Raw genomic sequence first — 19,470 nt, 5'->3', positions numbered from 1 at the left:
GCGGGGGTGGCTCGGTCGTCCTAGGGGCGGATCGGCCGTATCAAGGGTGGCTCAGCCGTACATCCGGCGCATGGTGAAGTCGACCATCTGCTCGACGGCCTTCGCGTCGAACACCATCCGGTGCTCGCCCTCCATGTCCAGCGCGAAGCCGTAGCCGGTCGGCAGCAGGTCCAGGACCTCGGCGCCGGTGACGGTGAAGTGCTTGGAGTCCTTGCCGGCGTAGCGGCGCAGCTCCTTGAGCGAGCTGAACATCGGGATCACCGGCGTCGGCGTGTTGTGCAGCGCCAGGAAGCCGGGGCGCTCGCCGCGCGGGCAGTGCACCTTGGAGGTGATGAAGATCGCCTGGAAATCCTCGACCGCCATCGAGCCGGTGGTGAAGGCCCGGACCGCGTCCGCGAGCGAGGGCGGGGAGGGCTCCGGGTACAGGGACTGCTGCGAGGCCTGCGCCTGGGCGCCGTAGGCGTCGGGTCCGGGCATGCCGTTCATGCCCGGCTGCGGACCCGCCTGCTGCTGGTAGGGGTCGCCCGGGTATGCGTTCTGGTCATATCCGTACACACGGACAGGCTAGCGGGAGCGCACCCGCCCGCGCTGGCGTCGATCCTGACAAGAGGTGGTCGTCCCGCCTTGTGGGACGTGACCACGTTCACGGCGGATTCACTGCCGGGGGCTTGCTGAAGTTACCGCTGGGTAGCATCATGATGCCTACTGGTGGGTACGGGGCGCCCGAGATGCGGCGGTCTCCCGCAAGCGACGAACCGGAGAAAACGGCCATGGGTCACTACAAGTCCAACCTGCGGGACGTGGAGTTCAACCTCTTCGAGGTGTTCGGCCGCGACCAGGTGTACGGCACCGGACCGTTCGCGGACATGGACGTCGAGACCGCGAAGAACATCCTGAGCGAGATCTCGCGCCTCGCCGAGAACGACCTCGCCGCGTCCTACGCCGACACCGACCGCAACCCCCCGGTCTTCGACCCGGAGACCAACACCGCGCCGATCCCGGCCGCGTTCAAGAAGAGCTACCAGACCTTCATGGACGCCGAGTGGTGGCGCCTGGGCATCCCGGAGTCGATCGGTGGCCAGGTCACCCCGAACTCCCTGATCTGGGCCTTCGCCGAGCAGATCCTGGGCTCCAACCCGGCCATCTGGATGTACTCCTCCGGCCCGGCCTTCGCCGGCGTCATCGCCGAGGAGGGCACCGAGGAGCAGCTGAAGATCGCCCAGCGGATGACCGACGGCCTCTGGGGCTCGACGATGGTCCTCACCGAGCCCGACGCGGGCTCCGACGTGGGCGCCGGCCGCACCAAGGCGATCCAGCAGGAGGACGGCTCCTGGCACATCGAGGGTGTGAAGCGCTTCATCACCTCGGGCGAGCACGACATGTCCGAGAACATCATCCACATGGTGCTGGCCCGCCCCGAGGGCGGCAAGCCGGGCACCAAGGGCCTGGGCCTGTTCGTCGTCCCGAAGTTCGACTTCGACTGGGAGACCGGCGAGCTGGGCGAGCGCAACGGCGTCTACGCCACCAACGTCGAGCACAAGATGGGCCTCAAGGCCTCCAACACCTGCGAGATGACCTTCGGTGCCAAGCACCCGGCCAAGGGCTGGCTGCTGGGCGAGAAGATCGACGGCATCCGCCAGATGTTCAAGATCATCGAGTTCGCCCGCATGATGGTCGGCACGAAGGCCATCGCCACCCTCTCCACCGGCTACCTGAACGCGCTGGAGTACGCCAAGGAGCGCGTGCAGGGCGCCGACATCTCGCAGTTCCTGGACAAGACCGCCCCGCGCGTCACCATCACCCACCACCCCGACGTGCGCCGCTCGCTGATGACCCAGAAGGCCTACGCCGAGGGCATGCGCGCGCTGGTCCTGTTCACCGCGTCCGTCCAGGACGACATGGCGATCGCCAAGCTGCGCGGCGAGCGCGACGAGGCCGCCGAGCGCCTGAACGACCTGCTCCTGCCGATCGTCAAGGGCTACGGCTCGGAGCGCTCCTACGAGCAGCTCGCGCAGTCCCTGCAGACCTTCGGCGGCTCCGGCTACCTGCAGGAGTACCCGCTCGAGCAGTACATCCGCGACGCCAAGATCGACACCCTCTACGAGGGCACCACGGCGATCCAGGGCCAGGACTTCTTCTTCCGCAAGATCGTCAAGGACGGTGGCCAGGCGCTGACCGCGCTGTCCGAGCAGATCCAGAAGTTCCTCGGCTCGGCCGAGGGCGGCGAGGCCCTGGCCGCCGAGCGCGAGCTGCTCGCCAAGGCCGCCGGCGACCTGGAGGCGATCGTCGGCAAGCTGCTGGCCGACCTCACCTCGGTCGAGCAGGACGTCAAGAACATGTACAAGGTGGGCCTCAACACCACCCGCCTGCTGATGGTCTCCGGTGACGTCGTCATCGGCTGGCTGCTGCTGCGCCAGGCCGCGGTGGCCCTGGCCAAGCTGGAGGCCGGCGCCTCCGAGAAGGACGTGCCGTTCTACCAGGGCAAGGTCGCGGCCGCCCGCTTCTTCGCCAAGAACATCCTCCCGACCGTCGCCCCGCAGCGGGCGATCGCCGAGGGTATCGACAACGAGATCATGGACCTGGCGGAGGAGGCCTTCTAAGGCCTGCACCCCTCCTCCGGCCTCCGTGATGCGGACCGCCTGACGAAAACCCTCACACCGAAGGGCCCGGCTGCCACCGGGTCCTTCGGTGTTTCCGCGCGCCTCGCTCGTCCCTTCCACGGCCCTTCCCTCCCGTGGCCCTTCCGCGTCGTCGCCCGTGGCCCTTCCGCGTCGTCGCCCACCCCGCGATGACTCAGGGTGACGGCTTCCGCGGTGTACCAGAGCAGTCGGCGTTGTGTCCGTGTTCTGCACCCTTTGCGCCGGTGCCCGAAGTCCTGTCCGTGTACGGGCATATGCTCGACACACGAAGCCGATTCCCCGATCCGGCTCCGGCCCTCCCTCGACCCAGGAGCAGCATGTCGACCGCCGCCCAGCAGGCCTACTTCGACCGTACGCACAGTGACGATCTGATCGCGTTCCTCGGGACCTCGCCATCCCCGTACCACGCGGTCGCGAGCGCCGCGGAGCGGCTGGAGAAGGCGGGCTTCCGGAAGGTCTCCGAGACCGAGGCCTGGGACGCCGCCCCCGGCGGGCGCTACCTGGTCCGGGGCGGCGCGCTGATCGCCTGGTACCTGCCGGAGGGCGCGGGCCCGGAGACCCCGTTCCGGGTCGTCGGCACCCACACCGACTCGCCGAACCTGCGGGTCAAGCCCGTCCCGGACACCGGCTCGGCCGGCTGGCGGCAGGTCGCGGTGGAGATCTACGGCGGCGTCCCGCTGAACACCTGGCTCGACCGGGACCTCGGCCTCTCCGGCAGACTCGCGCTCAAGGACGGCAGCGCGCGGCTCGTCCAGCTGGACGAGCCGCTGCTGCGAGTGCCGCAGCTCGCGATCCACCTGGACCGCTCCGTCAACGACGGCATGAAGCTCGACCGCCAGCGCCACCTCACCCCGATCTGGGGCCTCGGCCCGGTCGACGAGGGCTCGCTGATCGCCTACGTCGCCGAGCGGGCCGGGCTGGCCGCCGAGGACGTCGTCGGCTGGGACCTCATGACGCACGACATCCAGCCGGCCTCCTACCTGGGCCGCGACCGCGAACTGCTGGCCGCCCCCCGCCTGGACAACCTGCTCTCCGTCCACGCCGGCACCGCCGCGCTCGCCGCCGTCGCCACCTCCGAGGGCGCCGCCGCGCTGCCGTACATCCCGGTGCTCGCCGCCTTCGACCACGAGGAGACCGGCAGCGAGTCCGACACCGGGGCGCAGAGCCCGCTGCTCGGCAACGTCCTCGACCGGACGATCCACGCCCGCGGCGGCACCCCGGAGGACCGCGCCCGGGCGCTGGCCGGCACCGTCTGCCTGTCCTCGGACATGGGCCACGCCGTCCACCCGAACTACCCCGAGCGGCACGAGCCGGGCCACCACCCGGTGCCCAACGGCGGGCCGATCCTCAAGGTCAACGTCAACAACCGCTACGCGACCGACGGCGTCGGCCGGGCGGTCTTCGCGGCCGCCTGCGAGAAGGCCGGCGTGCCGTGGCAGACCTTCGTCTCCAACAACGCCGTCGCCTGCGGCACGACGATCGGCCCGATCACGGCGGCGCGCCTGGGCATCAAGACGGTGGACTGCGGCATCGCGGCGCTGTCCATGCACTCGGCGCGCGAGCTGTGCGGCGCCGAGGACCCGCACCTGCTGGCCAGCGCGCTCAAGGCGTTCCTGGAGGGCTGACGCCCCCCGAGCGAGAAGGGGCCCGGCGGTTCTCCGCCGGGCCCCTTCCGCGCGCTGCTACTCCATGCCGGCGAGGACCAGCGGCAGGCGGCGGGCGCCGTCGGCGACCAGCTTCACCGGCACGCCCCAGTCCTGCTGGTGCACGTGGCAGGCCGGGTACTCGACCGCCGGGTCGTCGTCGCAGGAGGCCGCCATCGCCGAGACGTGCAGCACGCCCTCGGCGACCTCCCCGGAGAGCACCAGCTCGCGGGAGAGGGCGCTGTCGGCGCCCGCGCCGGAGACCAGCAGCTCCGGCGGCGTCGAGCTGACCAGCAGCCGGGTGGACGGGCCGTAGCGCTCGTCCAGCTTCTGGCCGTTCGGCGCCTCGAAGACGACGTCCAGCTGGAAGGCGCCCGGCGCGACCTCGGTGGCCGCGCGCTGGGTGCGGTGCGCCACCGACTCCACCCGCACCGCCTCCTCCGGCAGCCGCAGCCTGGTCAGCCGGTGCCGGGCCGACTCGACGACCACGAGGTCGCCGTCCGCCAGCACCGCCCCGGAGGGCTCGCGCAGGTCGGTGGCCAGGGTGCTGACCTCGCCGGTCGCCGGGTCGTAGCGGCGCAGCGCGTGGTTGTAGGTGTCGCTGACCGCGACCGAGCCGTCCGGCAGGACGGTGACGCCCAGCGGGTGCTGGAACAGCGCCTGCTCGGCGGCGCCGTCCCGGTGGCCGAAGTCGAACAGGCCGGTGCCGACCGCCGTCGAGACCTCCTTGGTTCCACGTGAAACCCGGCGCAGCGCCGAGGTCTCGGAGTCGGCCACCCACAGCGTCCCGCCGTCCGGGGAGACCGCCAGGCCGGACGGCTGGGCGAACCAGGCCTCGGCGGCGGGCCCGTCGACCAGGCCCTCGTTGGTGGTGCCGGCCGCGACGCCGACCGTGCCGGCCGCCGGGTCGTACGCCCACAGCTGGTGCACACCGGCCATCGCGATCCACACCCGGCCGTCGAACCAGGCGACGTCCCACGGCGAGGACAGGTCCACCTCGCGGGCCGGGCCCTCGGTGGCCGAGCCCTGCCACCACTGGCGGCCGGTGCCGGCCAGCGTCGTCACGTGGCCGTCCGCCAGCCGGACGCCGCGCAGGGCGTGGTTCACGGTGTCGGCCACGATCACGTCGACGTCGTACGGGTGGCCCTCCGGCAGCAGCGCCAGGCCCTGCGGCTCGCTGAACCGGGGGGCGGCGCCGTCCACCAGGCCGCGCTGCCCGTCCCCGATCCGGCGCAGCACCGTCTCGCCGTCCTCGGCCAGCTCCACCAGGCTGTGGTGGCCGGAGTCGGCGACCAGGAAGCCGCCGCCCGGCAGCCGCACGGCCTTGCCCGGGAACTTCAGGTCCCCGGCGGCCGGCTCCGGCGGCACGTACGGGCCGTCGCCGCGCCGCAGCGTGCCCTTGGCGGCGTGCTCCGCCTCCAGCTCCTCCACCAGCCGGGCGATCGCGTGCGCGTGCCCCTCGCCGGCGTGCTGGGCCACCACGTAGCCCTCCGGGTCGATCACCACCAGCGTCGGCCAGGCGCGCACCGCGTACTGCTTCCAGGTCGCCAGCGCGGGGTCGTCCAGCACCGGGTGGTGCACCTCGTACCGGGCCACCGCGTCCACCACGGCCTGGTGGTCGGCCTCGTGGACGAACTTCGGGGAGTGCACCCCGACGATCACCACGGTGTCGCGGTGCTTCTCCTCCAACTCCCGCAGCTCGTCCAGGACGTGCAGGCAGTTGATGCAGCAGAAGGTCCAGAAGTCCAGGATGGTGATCTTGCCCCGGAAGTCGGCGAGGGACAGGTCCTTGCCGCCGGTGTTGAGCCATCCGCCGGCGCCGACCAGCTCGGGGGCGCGTACACGTGCACGAGAAGCCATGTCGACATCCAACCCCATCGTGCCGTGGATGCATTCCAGGAGGGCGCTCCAGGACACCGAGTTCGCCGAGCGCCGGGTCGGGCCCTGACCGGGCCGGCCGCTCAGCCCGTCGTGCCGGGGGCCGCGGCGGCTTCCCAGCGGACCTCGCCGTCCTGGGTGTGCGGCGTCGGGCGCAGGCCGAGCGCGCGGGCGACGGCGGCGGAGGCGTGGTGCTCGGGGTGGATGTGGGCGACGGCCGTGGTGACGCCGCCGGCGGTGAGGTGGGCCAGCAGGGCCCGGGCGGCCTCGGTGGCCAGGCCGCGGCCCTGCCAGGGGGTGCCGATCACCCAGGCGAGTTCGGCCGTCCCGGCGCGGACGGTGGCCTGGACGTAGCCCGCCAGCGCGCCGTCCGCGCGCAGCCGCAGCGCCCAGTTGCCCCAGGCCTCGGCCGGGTCGGGGGAGCCGGCCGCGAGCCGGGTGTAGCGGGCGCGCAGCTCGTCGGCGGTGGCCGGGCGGCCGCCGGTGAAGGCGTGCAGGGCCGGGTCGGCGAGGGCGGCGGCCATCGCCTCGGCGTGCTCGGGGCCGATCGGCGGCAGGTCGAGGCGCGGGCTGCGCAGCGGGGCGGTCAGGTCGGGTCGCATGGCGGTATTCAACGCGGCCGCCGGGCCCGCGTCGACCGGCCGGTGAACGGCGGGCGCCGACCCGGAGGAGGTGTTCCGCTTCCCGGCCCGCCGCCCGACCGGGTGGGGTATGTTTTGCCAACCCTTGACCGTTGCGGTCCGGGGACACGGACACGGGACACGGTGAACGGACCGGGGGGCTGGAGCGGCCATGAACGACATCCTGCACGGGCTCGGCGCGGCGGCGGCCTACGGCGCCCTCGGGGTGGTGCTGCTGCTCCTCGGCGTCGCGCTGGTGGACCTGCTGACGCCCGGGAGGCTCGGCCACCAGATCTGGGTCGAGCGCAACCGCAACGCCGCCGTCCTGCTCAGCTCCGCGCTGCTCGGCATCGGCGGCATCGTCTTCACCGCGATCATGTACACCTACGCGGACTTCGCCAAGGGCCTGTTCTCGACGGCCTGTTACGGCCTGCTGGGGCTGCTGCTGATGGCCGTCGCGTTCTGGGCGGTGGACCTGCTGACGCCCGGGAAGCTCGGCGCGATCCTGGTCGAGCCGGAGCCGCACCCGGCGGTCTGGGTGTCGGCCAGCACCAACCTCGCGGTGGCGGCGGTGGTCTCGGCCGCGATCGCCTGACCTCGGCGAACCCGCTGTGACGGCGGGGCCCGGCCGGTAACGTACCGGCATGGCTGACCTTGAAGAACGCGCCAACGTCGTCGCGTCCGGCTCTCGGCGGGCCGGGGAGGTGGCGACCGTCAGACGGCGCCGTCCCGCCGATCTCGCCGACTGCGTCCGGGTGTTGGGCGACGTCCACACCGCCGACCGCTACCCCGCCGACTGGCCCGACCGCCCCGCCGACTGGCTCACCCCGGACGGCCTGCTCGCCGCCTGGGTCGCCGAGGCGGACGGCCGGCTCGCCGGCCACGTCGGCCTGGGCCGCAGCGCCCCCGGCGACGCCGCGCCCGGGCTGTGGAGCCACCGCACCGGCGGGCGCCCGGAGTTGACCGCCGTGATCGGCCGCCTCTACGTGGCCCCCGCGGCGCGCGGCCACCGGATCGGCGCGCAGCTGCTGGCGAGCGCCGTCGCGCACGCGCGGGCGCTCGGCCTGCACCCCGTCCTCGACGTCCTCGCCACCGACACCGCCGCCGTCGCCCTGTACCACCGGCTCGGCTGGACCCGCCTCGGCACCGTCGACCAGCACTGGCCCTCCGGGCGCACCGTCCAGGTGCACTGCTTCGCGGCTCCGCGGGGGTAGGGCCAGCCCGGCCGGGCTGGCCCGTGCCGTGCCGGAGACGCTGTGATCCCCCCGCCGGGGGACGGGGATCCCCGTGGTGGGGGAGGTCGGCGGCGGCGGGGCGGGCGAGCCTGGGGCCATGGTGAAGAACGGGTGGGCGGTGGCCGGCTGGGGTGTCGGCTTCGCCGGTTTCGGAGCGGGGTGCGCGCTGAGCGGGACGGCGCTGTTCGGCGCGTCCTGGGTGGGGTGGCTGCTCGCCGCGGTGGGCGTGACGGCGGTCGGTGCCGGCATCGGGGTGGTGCGGGGGCGCCCGCCGCGACGGCTGCTGCGGGCGCTGTGCGGGCCTGCCGCGGTCGCGGCCTGGGGCCTGCTGATGGACGTGCTGGCGCTGCTGTTCGGGCAGGCGGTGGACAGCGTGCCGGGCGCGGTCCAGCACGTGCTCGGCGCGACGGGGGCGCTGCTGCTGGCGGCCGCCGCCCGTCGCCCCGGCGGCGCGGCCGGGGTGCGGCGGGAGGCGGCCGTCGAGGCGGCCCCGGCGAACGTCCAGGTCGCCTGCTGGATCGGCACCACGGCGTTCCTGCCGTACGTCGTGATGAAGCTGACCTGGGCCTTCGGCGGCAGCTTCGCCGGGCTCAGCGGCGACCGGATGTACGACGGCTACGTGCGCAACGGCTCCTCCGGGATCTGGCTCGCCCTGGAGCGCTGGGGGCTGGACGGCACGGCGCTGCTGGCGGCGGTCGGGGTGTTCCTGCTGTGGGGCCTGGTCCGCCCGTGGGGGCAGGTCTTCCCGCGCTGGACGGTGGTGCTGAGCGGCCGCCGCGTCCCGCGGTGGCTCCCGCTCGCCCCGGCGCTGGTGGGCGCGGCCACGCTGGTGCCGTACGGGCTGGGCATGACCGGCTACCTGGCGCTGTGCACGGCCGGGGTGGTCGAGGTCCGGCGGGCCGACTTCGGGACCGGCGAGCTCGCCAGCACCTCGGCGATGCTGCAGATCGGCTGGGTCGGGGCGGTGGCCTTCGCGGGGTTCGGGCTGGCGCTGGCGGTGGCCACCCGCTCGTACTGGCGGCGGACGGCCCGGTGAGCCGGGTTTTGCCGAGGCAGCAACAAAGCTTGCCGACCTCGGGCGGCCGGTCGCAGCCTGGCGGTGGAGGTGAGCGCCATGAGCGAAACGGCGAGGACGGGCGGCCGCGGCGGGCCGAGGACGGGCCACGGCGAGCGCTACGACGCGGTGGTGGTCGGCGCGGGCGCGGCCGGGCTGAACGCCGCGCTGGTGCTGGGCCGGGCCCGGCGCCGGGTGGCGGTGGTGGACGCGGGCGAGCCGCGCAACGCCCCGGCGGCCCACATGCACGGCTACCTGAGCCGGGACGGCATGCCGCCGGCCGCGCTGCTCGCGGTCGGGCGGGAGGAGGTCGCCCGGTACGGGGTGGACCTGCTCGACGGCCGGGTCGAGCACATCGAGCCCGTGGACGGGCCCGGCTTCGTGGTCCACCTGGCCGGCGGCCCGGTGCTGCGCGCGCGCCGGGTGGTCGTCGCCACCGGGCTGCGGGACGGCCTGCCGGAGCTGCCCGGCCTGGCCGAGCGCTGGGGGCTCGACGTGCTGCACTGCCCGTACTGCCACGGGTGGGAGCTCCGGGACCGCCCGCTCGGCGTGCTCGGCACCGGCCCGGGCGCGGTGAACCAGGCGCTGCTGCTGCGGCAGTGGTCGGCGGACGTGGTGCTGCTCGCGCACACCCTCGTGCTCACCGCGGTCGACCGGGAGCGGCTGGCCGCCCGGGGCGTGCGGGTGGTCGAGGGCCGGATCCGCCGGCTGGTGGCCGACGACGGGCGGCTGCGCGGGGTCGAGCTGGTGACCGGGCAGGTGGTGCCGCGGGAGGCGGTGTTCGTCCTCCCGCAGCTGGTGCCCCGGGACGGGCTGCTGCTCGGGCTGGACTGCGCGCGCGGCGAGGACGGCTGGGTCGCCACCGACCGAACGGGCCGTACCAGCCAGCCCGGCGTCTGGGCGGTCGGCAACGTCGCCGACCCGCGCGCCCAGGTCGTCATCGCCGCCGGGACGGGTGCGGCGGCCGCCTTCGCGCTCGACCACGAGCTGGCGGCGGAGGACGTCGAACGGGACCTCGCCCGCCACCGCGCGTCCGGCGCCGCCGTTCCCGCCGTTCCCGCCGTTCCCGCCGTTCCCGCCGTTCCCGCCGTTCCCGCCTGAGCGGGGACGCTCATCACCGAACTGCCGAACCACCACCGCACGAAGGGAATCCGCATGTCCACGCACCAGCACCAGCACCAGCACCAGCACGGAAACCACCACCACGGCCACGGCGTCCCCGCCGCCGACCTCGACTGGGACGCGCTCGCCGCGCACCTGGAGCGGGAGGCGGAGCTGCGCGCCGACGCCGTCACCGAGGCCGCCCGCTGGCTCGCCGGCCTGCACGCGGAAGGCGCCACGAACGGCGCCACGGACAGCGCCACGGACGGCGGCTCGGAAACCGGCCGGGGCAGCGGCGTGCGCCGGGTGCTGGACGTCGGCAGCGGCCCCGGGGTGATCGCCGGGATGCTCGCCGAGGCGTTCCCGGCGGCCGAGGTGGTCGCCGTCGACCAGTCGGCGGCCCTGCTGGAGCGTGCCCGGGCCCGCTCGGGCGGTCGGCTTGGCGTCCAACAGGCCGACCTGCCCGCCGAGTTCGGCAAGCTGGGCGAGGCCGACCTGGTGTGGTCCGGCAACGCGATCCACCACCTCGGCGACCAGCAGGCCGCGCTCGCCTCGCTCGCCGGGGTGCTCCGGCCCGGCGGCCTGCTCGCCGTCGCCGAGAGCGGGCTGCCGCCGCGCTACCTGCCCCGTGACTTCGGCCTCGGCCGGCCCGGCTTCCAGGCCCGGATGGACGCGGCGCACGAGGACGGCTTCAGCGCCATGCGCGCCGAACTGCCCGGCGCCGTCGCGGAGGTGGAGGACTGGCCGGCGATGCTGGAGCGGGCCGGGCTGACCCCGAGCGGCACCCGGACGTTCCTGGTCGAGCACCGGGCGCCGCTGGCCGAGCCGTTCCGCGCGTACCTGCACACCCAGCTCGCCCGCCGCCAGGAGCAGTTGGCCGACCACCTCGACCCGGAGGACCGCGCCACCCTGGCGGCCCTGCTCGACGAGGACGCGCCCACCGGCATCCTGCACCGCCCGGACGCCTTCTACCTGTCGGCGATGACGGTGCACACCGCGCGCAAGGCCTAGAGGCCCAGGGATGCGGGATAGCGTCGGCCCATGAGCGCAGCAGCATCGGCAGAGCAGGGCTTCGTCGTGGTGACCACCACCCACGAGAGCGAGGAGCGGGCCCGGGAGCTGGCCGCCGCCGTGGTCCGGGAGCGGCTGGCGGCCTGCGCCCAGGTGTACCCGGTCCGGTCGGTGTACTGGTGGGAGGGCGAGGTGCAGGACGCCGAGGAGTGGCGGATCGACCTCAAGACCCGGGCCGCCCTGGTCGACCGGCTGGGCGCCTTCCTCGCCGAGCGGCACTCCTACGACACGCCGGAGCTGGTCGCGGTGCCGGTGGTGGCCGGCGGCCCCGGTTACCTGGCCTGGGTGGCCGAGGAGACGGCGCGGGGCCCGGCGTAGCGGCCGGAAGGGACGGCCGGGAGGGCCCCGCGGCCGTCCCCGTGCGCGTTCAGCCCTCGGCGCCGCCGAAGCGGGCCGTCCAGGCCGCCAGGTCCTCGTCGGTGATCTTGGCGAACAGCACCGGCGGCACGGTGAACGCCGTCCCGGCGGGCACCGCGTCCAGCGCCCGCGCCCGCTCCGCGTCGACCCAGGTGCCGGTGTCCCCGGGCAGCGCGAAGGCCGCGCGCATCGCCGCCGCGGCGGTCGGGATGAACGGCTCGGACACCACCGCGTACAGGTGGATCAGGTTCATCGCCGTGCGCAGGGTCAGCGCCGCCCCCTCCGGGTCGGTCTTCACCTGCATCCAGGGCGCCTTCTCCTCCAGGTACCCGTTGCCCGCGCTCCACAGCGCGCGCAGCGCCTGCGCGGCCTTGCGGAAGTTGAGCCCGTCCAGCTGGGCCTCGTACTCGGCGAGCAGCGCGGCGACCTGCTCGCCGAGCCGCTGCTCGGCCTCGCCCGCCGGGTGTCCGGCCGGGACGGCGTCGCCGAAGCGCTTGCGGCTGAAGGAGAGCACGCGGTTGACGAAGTTGCCGAGGGTGTCGGCGAGGTCCTTGTTGACGACCGAGGCGAAGAGGGCCCAGGTGAAGCTGGAGTCGTCCGACTCGGGCGCGTGCGCCATCATGAAGTAGCGCCAGTAGTCGGCGGGCAGCAGCTCCAGCGCGACGTCGCTGAAGATGCCGCGCTTCTGGCTGGTGGAGAACTTCCCGCCGTAGTACGTCAGCCAGTTGAAGGCCTTGACGTAGTCGACCTTCTTCCACGGCCGGCGCGAGCCGAGGATGGTGGCGGGGAACATCACGGTGTGGAACGGGACGTTGTCCTTGCCCATGAACTCGGTGTACCGGACGGTCTCGTCGGCCTCGTACCACCAGGACTTCCAGTCCCGGGTCTGCCCGTCCGGGGCGGCGTCCGCCCACTCCTTGGTGGCGCCGATGTACTCGATCGGGGCGTCGAACCAGACGTAGAACACCTTGCCCTCGGCGGCCAGTTCGGGCCAGACGTCGGCCGGCACCGGGACGCCCCACTCCAGGTCGCGGGTGATCGAGCGGTCCTGCAGGCCCTCGGTGAGCCACTTGCGGGCGATCGAGGAGGCCAGCACCGGCCAGTCGTCGCCGTGCGCGTCGACCCAGGCCTCGACCTCGCCGGTGAGCTCCGACTGGAGCAGGAACAGGTGCGTGGTCTCCCGGACCTCCAGGTCGGCGCTGCCGCTGATGGCCGAGCGCGGCTCCAGCAGGTCGGTCGGGTCCAGCACCCGGGTGCAGTTCTCGCACTGGTCGCCGCGCGCCCTGTCGTAGCCGCAGTGCGGGCAGGTGCCGACGATGTAGCGGTCCGGCAGGAAGCGCCCGTCCGCGTTCGAGTACACCTGGCGGATCGAGCGCTCCTCGATGAAGCCGTTGCGCTGCAGCTCGCGGGCGATCTCCTGGGTGATCTCGCGGTTCTGCGGCGAGGAGCTGCGGCCGAAGTGGTCGAAGGAGAGGCCGAAGCCGTCGTAGACCGCCTTCTGCGCGTCGTGCGCCCGGGCGCAGAACTCGGCGACAGGCAGTCCGGCCTCCTGCGCGGCCAGCTCGGCGGGGGTGCCGTGCTCGTCGGTGGCGCAGATGAACAGCACCTCGTGGCCGCGTCGGCGCAGGTAGCGGGAGTACACGTCCGCCGGGAGCATCGACCCGACCATGTTGCCCAGGTGCTTGATCCCGTTGATGTACGGAAGGGCGCTGGTGATCAGGTGCCGAGCCATCCTCGGATGCTCCGGTTTCTCCGGCACGCGCAACCCAGCCGGAGTGCGCTGCCAGGCGTAGGTCCGCTGTGGGCTGCCCAGCCTACTGCGGCGGGCCGGGGGACCAGCGGGATTTCACGGCCGGCTGGGGTCGCCGTAGCGGTCGAACTCGCCGGCCTTCACTCCGAGCACGAACGCCGCCCACTTGCGCGGGGTCGTCCGCACCACCACCTCGGGCAGGTCCGACTCGCGGATCTCGACCCACCCGGCGACGGCTCTGACCTCGACGCATTCGCTGCTCTCGCCGCTCGACGACGACTTGCGCCACCTCGTCTTGCCCGACCTCGGCTTGCGCGACCTCGTCATGAGAAGTCTTTCAGTATGGTCCGGATGAAGTCCCGCGACTCCTCCGGCCCGAGGGCGGTCGCCGCCGTTCCCTCCTTGATCCGCCGGTAGGTGCGCAATTCGGCGTGGCCGTGTACGAACTTCGGACCGTTGGAAAGGTCGATCTGCACGGTGTCGAGCTCCGGTACCGGCCCCCGGGCCAGATACAGGCTGCTCTCCCCGGAACCCGGATAGGTGGGCACGCTGAAGGGGATCACCCGGATCTCCAGCCCGGGCCGTTCGGAATTCGCCAGCACGCTCTCCAACTGGTCGCGCAGCACCTCCGGGCCGCCGAACTGCATGCGCAGCGCGGACTCGTGGAGGATCGCGCAGTACGGCTTCGGCTGGTCGGTGAACAGCTGCTGGCGCCGGATCCGGAACGCCTTCCGGATCTCCGCGTCCTGCCTGGCCTGCGGGGGGAGCCGCTCGAACACCGCGCCGGCGTACGCCTCGGTCTGCAACAGGCCGGGGATGAACGTGGTGTTGAAGATGGACAGCGACTGCGCGTGGTGCTCCATCTCCGCGATGTCGACGAGCCCGCCGGGCAGGCGGCCGCGGTAGCTGTCCCACCAGTACTTGCGCCGGTCCTGCGTCATCGCGAGCAGCGCGTCGAGGTACGGGCCCTCGGGGCACTCGCAGATGCGCGCCCAGATCCGCAGCCGCTCGGCGCTGATGCCCGACTTCCCGTTCTCCATCTGGGAGATCTTCGGGAGGTCGGTGCCGATCGTGGCGGCCAGGATCTTGGGCGTCACGCCCACGTGTTCGCGCATCCTGCGCAGCTCGATCCCAAGGCGCTTCTGGCGCACGGTCGGCGACAAGCGGGGTGGCATGACTCTCTTCTCCGGATCGCGGCTGGCGGTCGATGCTTCCGGTGAAGTGTGACGTGCATACCCGGCCTTAGCTACCAAATCGGGGGATACCCCACGATGGAGTGAACGTCCACTCCCTCGGTAGCAACTCTGGCACTAGGACCCTAGGGTCGTCCGTGTCACTCACTGACTTGTTGCCGGATGAACAGTCGCCGACATTCGCCAATCACGTATGCCAATTCACACCCGGATGCATGGTCAGTGCGCCCGACAACGCCGACCGGAGACCGCCGTGACCCTTGCTTCGCCTCTCCGTCTTCCCCGTCGCATTTCCGTATCCCCGTGAACACCCTTCTCATCGGCGGATTGTCCGCTCTCCTGCTCGCCGTCCTTTTCGTCGGCTGGCTGGTCTGGTTGGTCAACAGCCAACCTCGACTGCCTCGTCCCGCGAAGCGCGTGTTCATCCCCCGCCAACCCACCTCCGGCGAACTCGGCGACGTCTTCTCACCGGACAGGTGAACCTCTTCCGAACCTCTTCGTCGCGAGCGAACCCGGCTCGATCGGTGACCAGGAGCCGGGCGTCCGGGCGGACCCTCCGCTGTCGTACGATCACCGGAAACGCCGAGAGGCGCGTCCGCCGGGGGGATCGGATATGGAGCCGCTGCACAGCACCGACCCGGAGGCGGTCGGCCCGTACCGCTTGATCGCCCGGCTCGGGGCCGGCGGTATGGGGCAGGTGTACCTGGCCCGGTCGGCCGGCGGACGGACCGTGGCGGTCAAGGTGGTTCGCCCTGAACTGGCCCAGGATCACGAGTTCCGGGTCCGGTTCCGCCGAGAGGTGGCCGCCGCTCGTGCCGTGGACGGCGCCTACACCGCACCCGTCACCGACGCCGACCCGGAGGGGCCCACTCCCTGGCTGGCCACCGCGTACGTGCTCGGCCCCTCACTCACCGAAGCGGTGCACGAGCACGGGCCGTTGCCCGAGCACTCGGTGCGTGCCCTCGGCGCCCGGCTGGCCGAGGCCCTGGAGGCGATCCACGGGGTCGGACTGGTCCACCGTGACCTCAAGCCCTCCAACGTCCTGCTCGCCGCGGACGGCCCGCGGGTGATTGATTTCGGCATCGCCCGCGCGATGGACGGCGACAGCATGACCCGGACCGGCGCGGTGGTCGGCTCACCCGGCTTCATGTCCCCCGAGCAGGCCTCCGGCCGACCGACCGGCGCCCCCGGCGACGTCTTCTCGCTCGCCTCCGTCCTGGTCTTCGCGGCGACCGGCCACGGCCCCTTCGACAGCGTCTCCGGTGTTGCCGCACAGCTCTACAAGGTGGTGCACGAGGATCCGGACCTCACCGGCGTCCCGCCCGAACTGCGTGCCGTCCTGGAGCACTGCCTCCGCAAGGACCCGACCCTGCGCCCCCCACCGGCCCACCTGCGGGCCTGGCTCACCCCCGCCGCCCCCGCCGCCGAGTGGCTCCCCGCCCCGGTCGCCGCCGCCCTGGCCCGGCACGCGGCTGCTGTGATGAACCTGGAGGTGCCGCTGCGCACCCCGGTGCTCCAGCCCGTGCCGAGTGTTCCGTACGGCCCGCCGGCCCCGTACGTCCCTACCTCGGTGAGCACACCGGCCCCGCGTTTCTCCCGCCGCCGCTTCTTCCTGGCCGGCGGAGCCCTCGCCGCCACCGCCGTGGTCGGCGGCACGGCCTGGGCCCTCACCCGCCCCGACGAGCCGGGCGGCAAGACCCCGGGTGGCGGTCCCTCGGTCGATCCGAGCCTTGCGGCGGCGCCGAAGCCGGCCTGGACCATGACCACCGAGGAGAAGGGCCTGTACACGCCGCTGGTGGTGGACGACCGGGTCGTCCTGCGGGGCGGCGACACCTACGGCGTGGATGCCAACTTCGGCGGCCCGGCCTGGAAGCACCGTTTCACCATGAGCTACCTCGTGGGCGGGGGAGACCTGTACGAGGGCAGCGGCAGCCTCGAGCGGATCACACCGGCGGACGGTTCGACGACCTACGGCGCGTCCAACGATGCCGGCGGGGGCCGGACGTTCAGGTTCTACGACCTCCTCGCCGTGACCGACCAGGCGGTCTTCGCACTGGTGAAGACCGGCGGCGAGGGCTCGAGTTCGGACACCCCGGGAGTGGTGGCCTTCAAGCACGATCTCTCCAACCGGCTCTGGTACCAGGAGGACCGGGAAACCGGGGGTGACCCGTACGCCTTCTCCAGAGACCACAACGGCGCGGTCGGCGGCACCACCCTGCTGCACCTGGACAACAAGTTCGCGGTGGTCGCCCGCAGCACCGTCGACGGCAAGCGCCTGTGGCGGGTGGAGACCGGGGCCAAGGTCCCGTCGCCGGTGTGGTGCGACGACAAGCGCGCCTACTTCGTCGTGGACGACCACCTCCAGGCGGTCGGCCTGGCGGACGGCAAGCAGGTGTGGCGCCGTAGCAGCGAGAAAGGGCAGTTCGGCAGCATCGTGGTGGCGGACGGCACGGTGTACCTGAGCGACGGCTCCCCGAACGTCACCGCCTGCGACGCGGCCACCGGGAAGGACCGCTGGACCTGCGGGATCCTCGGCCAGTCCATCGCGGACGTCGACATGGCTCTGGCCAAGAGCACGCTCTACGTCTCCGGCTGGGTTGCCGGGTCGACGGCCTCCGGGGCGGCGGACAAGCCGTGCGTCTACGCCGTCGACATCACGGCCGGCCGCCTCCTGTGGACCTTCACCGACCCGACCTACCAGCCCGGGACGGAGACCGAACGGGTCACGGAGTACTGCCGGTTGGCCGCCAACGGTAAGCACCTCTTCGTCTGGCTCAAGAAGACCCTGACTGCCCTCCCGCTGGTCTGACCTTCCGTCAGCCGCGGGAAAGCCGTTCCTGGAGGCGGGACTTGGCGGCGGGCCACTCGTCCGCGAGCATCGAGAAGTAGGCGCTGTCGCGCCAGGTGCCGGTGGGGCGCAGGCGGTGGCGGCGCAGGATGCCCTCGAACTGGGCGCCGAGGCGCTGGATGGCGTTGCGGGAGCGCTCGTTGAGGGCGTCGGTCTTCCAGAAGACGCGGCCCATGCCGAGGTCCTCGAAGGCGTGGATCAGGAGCAGGAGCTTGGCCTCGGTGTTGACCGCGGTGCGCCAGACCGAGCGGGCGTACAGGGTGCCGCCGATCTCGACGGACTCGTCCTGGGCGCTGTAGTCGTGGTAGCCGGTCATGCCCACGGCCCGGCCGCTCGTGAGGTCGACGGCGGCGAAGTAGACGCAGCCCCCCTCGGCCGCCTCCGCGATCCGCTCGTCGACGATCCGGCCGAGCTCCTGCTCCGACGCGGGCGGGAGGTTCATGGTCCAGCGCCAGACCTCGGGTTCGGAGCCCACGGTGGCCCAGAGGTCGGCGACGTGGCGGCGGTCCAGCGGCTCCAGGCGGATGTGGCGGCCGGTGAGGGTGGTGGGGGAGGGCAGCTTCGCGGTCATGATCCGAAACGTAGCCCGGTTTTGAACTAGAGGCAAGGGATTTATGCACTAGTGCAAACGGCCGAAGGCTGGGCAAAGCGAAGGCCCGGCGGGAGCGTCCCGCCGGGCCTTCGCTTCAACTACCGGATCAGATGAACGAGTTGATCTGGATCGTCTCGTCCCGGCCGGGGCCGACGCCGATCGCCGAGATCGGCGCGCCGGACATCTCCTCCAGGGCCTTCACGTACGCCTGGGCGTTCTTCGGCAGCTCGGCGAAGGTCTTCGCCTTGCTGATGTCCTCGCTCCAGCCCGGCAGCGTCTCGTAGATCGGCTTGGCGTGGTGGAAGTCCGACTGGTTGTAGGGGAGCTCGTCGACCCGGCGGCCGTCGATCTCGTACGCGACGCAGACCGGGATCTGCTCCCAGCCGGTCAGCACGTCGAGCTTGGTCAGGAAGAAGTCGGTGAGGCCGTTGACCCGGGTCGCGTAGCGCGCGATCACGGCGTCGAACCAGCCGCAGCGCCGGTCGCGGCCGGTGGTGACACCGCGCTCGCCGCCGATCCGGCGCAGCGCCTCGCCGTCCTCGTCGAGCAGCTCGGTCGGGAACGGGCCGGAGCCGACGCGGGTGGTGTAGGCCTTCAGGATGCCGATGACCCGGTCGATCTTGGTGGGGCCGATGCCGGCGCCGGTGCAGGCGCCGCCCGAGGTCGGGTTCGACGAGGTCACGAAGGGGTACGTGCCGTGGTCGACGTCGAGCAGGGTGCCCTGGCCGCCCTCCAGCAGGACGACCTTGTCGGCCTTCAGCGCCTCGTCCAGGACGAGGGTGGTGTCGGCGAGGAAGGGCCTGATCTTCTCCGCGTAGCCCAGGTACTCCTCGACCACCAGCTCGGCCGGCATCGCGCGGCGGTTGAACAGCTTGACCAGGATCTGGTTCTTGTCGTGCAGCGCCGCCTCGATCTTCTGGCGCAGGATCGACTCGTCGAACAGGTCCTGGACCCGGATGCCGATGCGGTTGATCTTGTCCGCGTAGGCGGGGCCGATGCCGCGGCCGGTGGTGCCGATCTTGCGCTTGCCGAGGAAGCGCTCGGTGACCTTGTCCAGGGTGCGGTGGTACGGCGTGATCAGGTGGGCGTTGCCCGAGATCAGCAGCTTGGAGGTGTCGATGCCGCGCTCGTTCAGGCCGTTGAGCTCGGAGAGCAGCACACCCGGGTCGATCACGACGCCGTTGCCGATCACCGGCGTCACGTTCGGGCTGAGGATGCCGGAGGGGAGCAGGTGCAGGGCGTACTTCTGGTCGCCGATGACCACCGTGTGACCGGCGTTGTTGCCGCCCTGGTAGCGGACGACGTAGTCGACGGAGCCGCCGAGGAGGTCGGTGGCCTTCCCCTTGCCCTCGTCCCCCCACTGAGCGCCAACGAGCACGAGTGCCGGCACAGGCGTACACCCCTTCCGGTTGGGGCATCCTGCGTAGGCCGCAGTCTGCCCCGAGATAGACGAAGCCCCTGGCGCAGTAGCGCAAGGGGCTCTTGCACC

18 protein-coding genes are annotated in these 19,470 nt (G+C 72.5%); 10 read left to right on the top strand and 8 right to left on the bottom strand.

Annotated features, from left to right (window positions below):
- Positions 1–51: 51 nt before the first annotated feature.
- Entirely contained in the window at positions 52–486 is a 435-nt protein-coding gene (locus AB2U05_RS15360) for an SseB family protein (protein ID WP_107073003.1), read from the bottom strand.
- A 284-nt stretch (positions 487–770) separates the two neighbouring features.
- Here AB2U05_RS15360 and AB2U05_RS15355 point away from each other — a divergent pair, with 284 nt between their 5' ends.
- Positions 771–2,600 carry an acyl-CoA dehydrogenase gene (locus AB2U05_RS15355; protein WP_045698084.1) on the top strand — a complete coding sequence of 610 codons (1,830 nt, stop codon included), beginning with the start codon at positions 771–773 and terminating at the stop codon, positions 2,598–2,600.
- A 356-nt stretch (positions 2,601–2,956) separates the two neighbouring features.
- On the top strand, positions 2,957–4,264 hold the full coding sequence (locus AB2U05_RS15350) for a M18 family aminopeptidase (RefSeq protein ID WP_369183475.1): 1,308 nt from the start codon (positions 2,957–2,959) through the stop codon (positions 4,262–4,264).
- 57 nt (positions 4,265–4,321) lie between these two features.
- Here AB2U05_RS15350 and AB2U05_RS15345 read toward each other — a convergent pair whose 3' ends face one another.
- Both AB2U05_RS15345 and AB2U05_RS15340 read right to left on the bottom strand, forming a co-directional pair.
- Positions 4,322–6,142 (bottom strand): NHL domain-containing thioredoxin family protein, encoded by a 1,821-nt coding sequence (locus tag AB2U05_RS15345; RefSeq protein ID WP_045698089.1) that lies wholly within the window; start codon positions 6,140–6,142, stop codon positions 4,322–4,324.
- A 101-nt stretch (positions 6,143–6,243) separates the two neighbouring features.
- Positions 6,244–6,762, bottom strand: coding sequence for a GNAT family N-acetyltransferase (locus AB2U05_RS15340; RefSeq protein ID WP_369183474.1), 519 nt, complete (start codon positions 6,760–6,762; stop codon positions 6,244–6,246).
- Between the two features lie 190 nt (positions 6,763–6,952).
- Here AB2U05_RS15340 and AB2U05_RS15335 point away from each other — a divergent pair, with 190 nt between their 5' ends.
- The 6 genes from AB2U05_RS15335 to cutA all read left to right on the top strand — a co-directional run bounded on the left by AB2U05_RS15335 (position 6,953) and on the right by cutA (position 11,559).
- Positions 6,953–7,375 (top strand): DUF350 domain-containing protein, encoded by a 423-nt coding sequence (locus tag AB2U05_RS15335; RefSeq protein ID WP_045709762.1) that lies wholly within the window; start codon positions 6,953–6,955, stop codon positions 7,373–7,375.
- Between the two features lie 49 nt (positions 7,376–7,424).
- Complete coding sequence (locus AB2U05_RS15330; RefSeq protein ID WP_078860095.1) at positions 7,425–7,994, top strand: GNAT family N-acetyltransferase; 570 nt, start codon at positions 7,425–7,427, stop codon at positions 7,992–7,994.
- Positions 7,995–8,112: 118 nt separating this feature from the next.
- Positions 8,113–9,051: a hypothetical protein gene (locus AB2U05_RS15325; RefSeq protein ID WP_045698095.1), complete on the top strand. Its 939-nt coding sequence runs from the start codon at positions 8,113–8,115 to the stop codon at positions 9,049–9,051.
- 78 nt (positions 9,052–9,129) lie between these two features.
- Positions 9,130–10,170, top strand: coding sequence for an NAD(P)/FAD-dependent oxidoreductase (locus tag AB2U05_RS15320; RefSeq protein ID WP_369183473.1), 1,041 nt, complete (start codon positions 9,130–9,132; stop codon positions 10,168–10,170).
- A 54-nt stretch (positions 10,171–10,224) separates the two neighbouring features.
- A complete protein-coding gene (locus AB2U05_RS15315) occupies positions 10,225–11,181 on the top strand; it encodes a methyltransferase domain-containing protein (RefSeq protein WP_369183472.1) in 957 nt (318 codons plus the stop codon).
- A gap of 30 nt (positions 11,182–11,211) precedes the next feature.
- Positions 11,212–11,559 carry a divalent-cation tolerance protein CutA gene (gene cutA / locus AB2U05_RS15310; RefSeq protein WP_045698101.1) on the top strand — a complete coding sequence of 116 codons (348 nt, stop codon included), beginning with the start codon at positions 11,212–11,214 and terminating at the stop codon, positions 11,557–11,559.
- Between the two features lie 49 nt (positions 11,560–11,608).
- Here cutA and metG read toward each other — a convergent pair whose 3' ends face one another.
- The 3 genes from metG to AB2U05_RS15295 form a co-directional block, all read right to left on the bottom strand.
- Positions 11,609–13,330 carry a methionine--tRNA ligase gene (gene metG / locus AB2U05_RS15305; RefSeq protein WP_369183471.1) on the bottom strand — a complete coding sequence of 574 codons (1,722 nt, stop codon included), beginning with the start codon at positions 13,328–13,330 and terminating at the stop codon, positions 11,609–11,611.
- A 114-nt stretch (positions 13,331–13,444) separates the two neighbouring features.
- Positions 13,445–13,675, bottom strand: a complete 231-nt coding sequence (locus AB2U05_RS15300) for a DUF397 domain-containing protein (RefSeq protein WP_045698105.1) — start codon at positions 13,673–13,675, stop codon at positions 13,445–13,447.
- A complete protein-coding gene (locus AB2U05_RS15295; RefSeq protein ID WP_369183470.1) occupies positions 13,672–14,523 on the bottom strand; it encodes a helix-turn-helix domain-containing protein in 852 nt (283 codons plus the stop codon). Before AB2U05_RS15295 ends, AB2U05_RS15300 begins: the two co-directional genes overlap by 4 nt.
- A 321-nt stretch (positions 14,524–14,844) precedes the next feature.
- On the opposite strand from AB2U05_RS15295, the gene AB2U05_RS15290 reads away from it, so the two are divergent.
- Positions 14,845–15,021, top strand: coding sequence for a hypothetical protein (locus AB2U05_RS15290; protein WP_369183469.1), 177 nt, complete (start codon positions 14,845–14,847; stop codon positions 15,019–15,021).
- Between the two features lie 133 nt (positions 15,022–15,154).
- The gene (locus AB2U05_RS15285) at positions 15,155–17,350 is read left to right on the top strand and encodes a protein kinase (RefSeq protein WP_369183468.1); all 2,196 of its coding nucleotides are present in this window, start codon (positions 15,155–15,157) and stop codon (positions 17,348–17,350) included.
- A gap of 7 nt (positions 17,351–17,357) precedes the next feature.
- Here the strand turns inward: AB2U05_RS15285 and AB2U05_RS15280 are convergent, their stop codons facing one another.
- Both AB2U05_RS15280 and AB2U05_RS15275 read right to left on the bottom strand, forming a co-directional pair.
- Entirely contained in the window at positions 17,358–17,960 is a 603-nt protein-coding gene (locus AB2U05_RS15280) for a GNAT family N-acetyltransferase (RefSeq protein WP_369183467.1), read from the bottom strand.
- Between the two features lie 127 nt (positions 17,961–18,087).
- Positions 18,088–19,371 (bottom strand): adenylosuccinate synthase, encoded by a 1,284-nt coding sequence (locus tag AB2U05_RS15275; RefSeq protein WP_045698119.1) that lies wholly within the window; start codon positions 19,369–19,371, stop codon positions 18,088–18,090.
- Between the last annotated feature and the right edge of the window lie 99 nt (positions 19,372–19,470).

It is taken from the genome of Streptomyces sp. Y1 (assembly GCF_041053115.1).
In the GTDB taxonomy this organism is placed as follows: Bacteria; Actinomycetota; Actinomycetes; order Streptomycetales; family Streptomycetaceae; genus Kitasatospora; species Kitasatospora rubellomurina.
Note: the sequence above shows the minus strand (reverse complement) of the source record. Positions and strands in the feature narration are given on the sequence as shown.

What these genes read in the sequence shown, in the direction of transcription:
- AB2U05_RS15360 (WP_107073003.1), bottom strand. Translation starts at nt 486, where the DNA reads ATGAACGGCATGCCCGGACCCGACGCCTACGGCGCCCAGGCGCAGGCC.
- AB2U05_RS15355 (WP_045698084.1), top strand. Translation starts at nt 771, where the DNA reads ATGGGTCACTACAAGTCCAACCTGCGGGACGTGGAGTTCAACCTCTTC.
- AB2U05_RS15350 (WP_369183475.1), top strand. Translation starts at nt 2,957, where the DNA reads ATGTCGACCGCCGCCCAGCAGGCCTACTTCGACCGTACGCACAGTGAC.
- AB2U05_RS15345 (WP_045698089.1), bottom strand. Translation starts at nt 6,142, where the DNA reads ATGGCTTCTCGTGCACGTGTACGCGCCCCCGAGCTGGTCGGCGCCGGC.
- AB2U05_RS15340 (WP_369183474.1), bottom strand. Translation starts at nt 6,762, where the DNA reads ATGCGACCCGACCTGACCGCCCCGCTGCGCAGCCCGCGCCTCGACCTG.
- AB2U05_RS15335 (WP_045709762.1), top strand. Translation starts at nt 6,953, where the DNA reads ATGAACGACATCCTGCACGGGCTCGGCGCGGCGGCGGCCTACGGCGCC.
- AB2U05_RS15330 (WP_078860095.1), top strand. Translation starts at nt 7,425, where the DNA reads ATGGCTGACCTTGAAGAACGCGCCAACGTCGTCGCGTCCGGCTCTCGG.
- AB2U05_RS15325 (WP_045698095.1), top strand. Translation starts at nt 8,113, where the DNA reads ATGGTGAAGAACGGGTGGGCGGTGGCCGGCTGGGGTGTCGGCTTCGCC.
- AB2U05_RS15320 (WP_369183473.1), top strand. Translation starts at nt 9,130, where the DNA reads ATGAGCGAAACGGCGAGGACGGGCGGCCGCGGCGGGCCGAGGACGGGC.
- AB2U05_RS15315 (WP_369183472.1), top strand. Translation starts at nt 10,225, where the DNA reads ATGTCCACGCACCAGCACCAGCACCAGCACCAGCACGGAAACCACCAC.
- cutA (WP_045698101.1), top strand. Translation starts at nt 11,212, where the DNA reads ATGAGCGCAGCAGCATCGGCAGAGCAGGGCTTCGTCGTGGTGACCACC.
- metG (WP_369183471.1), bottom strand. Translation starts at nt 13,330, where the DNA reads ATGGCTCGGCACCTGATCACCAGCGCCCTTCCGTACATCAACGGGATC.
- AB2U05_RS15300 (WP_045698105.1), bottom strand. Translation starts at nt 13,675, where the DNA reads ATGACGAGGTCGCGCAAGCCGAGGTCGGGCAAGACGAGGTGGCGCAAG.
- AB2U05_RS15295 (WP_369183470.1), bottom strand. Translation starts at nt 14,523, where the DNA reads ATGCCACCCCGCTTGTCGCCGACCGTGCGCCAGAAGCGCCTTGGGATC.
- AB2U05_RS15285 (WP_369183468.1), top strand. Translation starts at nt 15,155, where the DNA reads ATGGAGCCGCTGCACAGCACCGACCCGGAGGCGGTCGGCCCGTACCGC.
- AB2U05_RS15280 (WP_369183467.1), bottom strand. Translation starts at nt 17,960, where the DNA reads ATGACCGCGAAGCTGCCCTCCCCCACCACCCTCACCGGCCGCCACATC.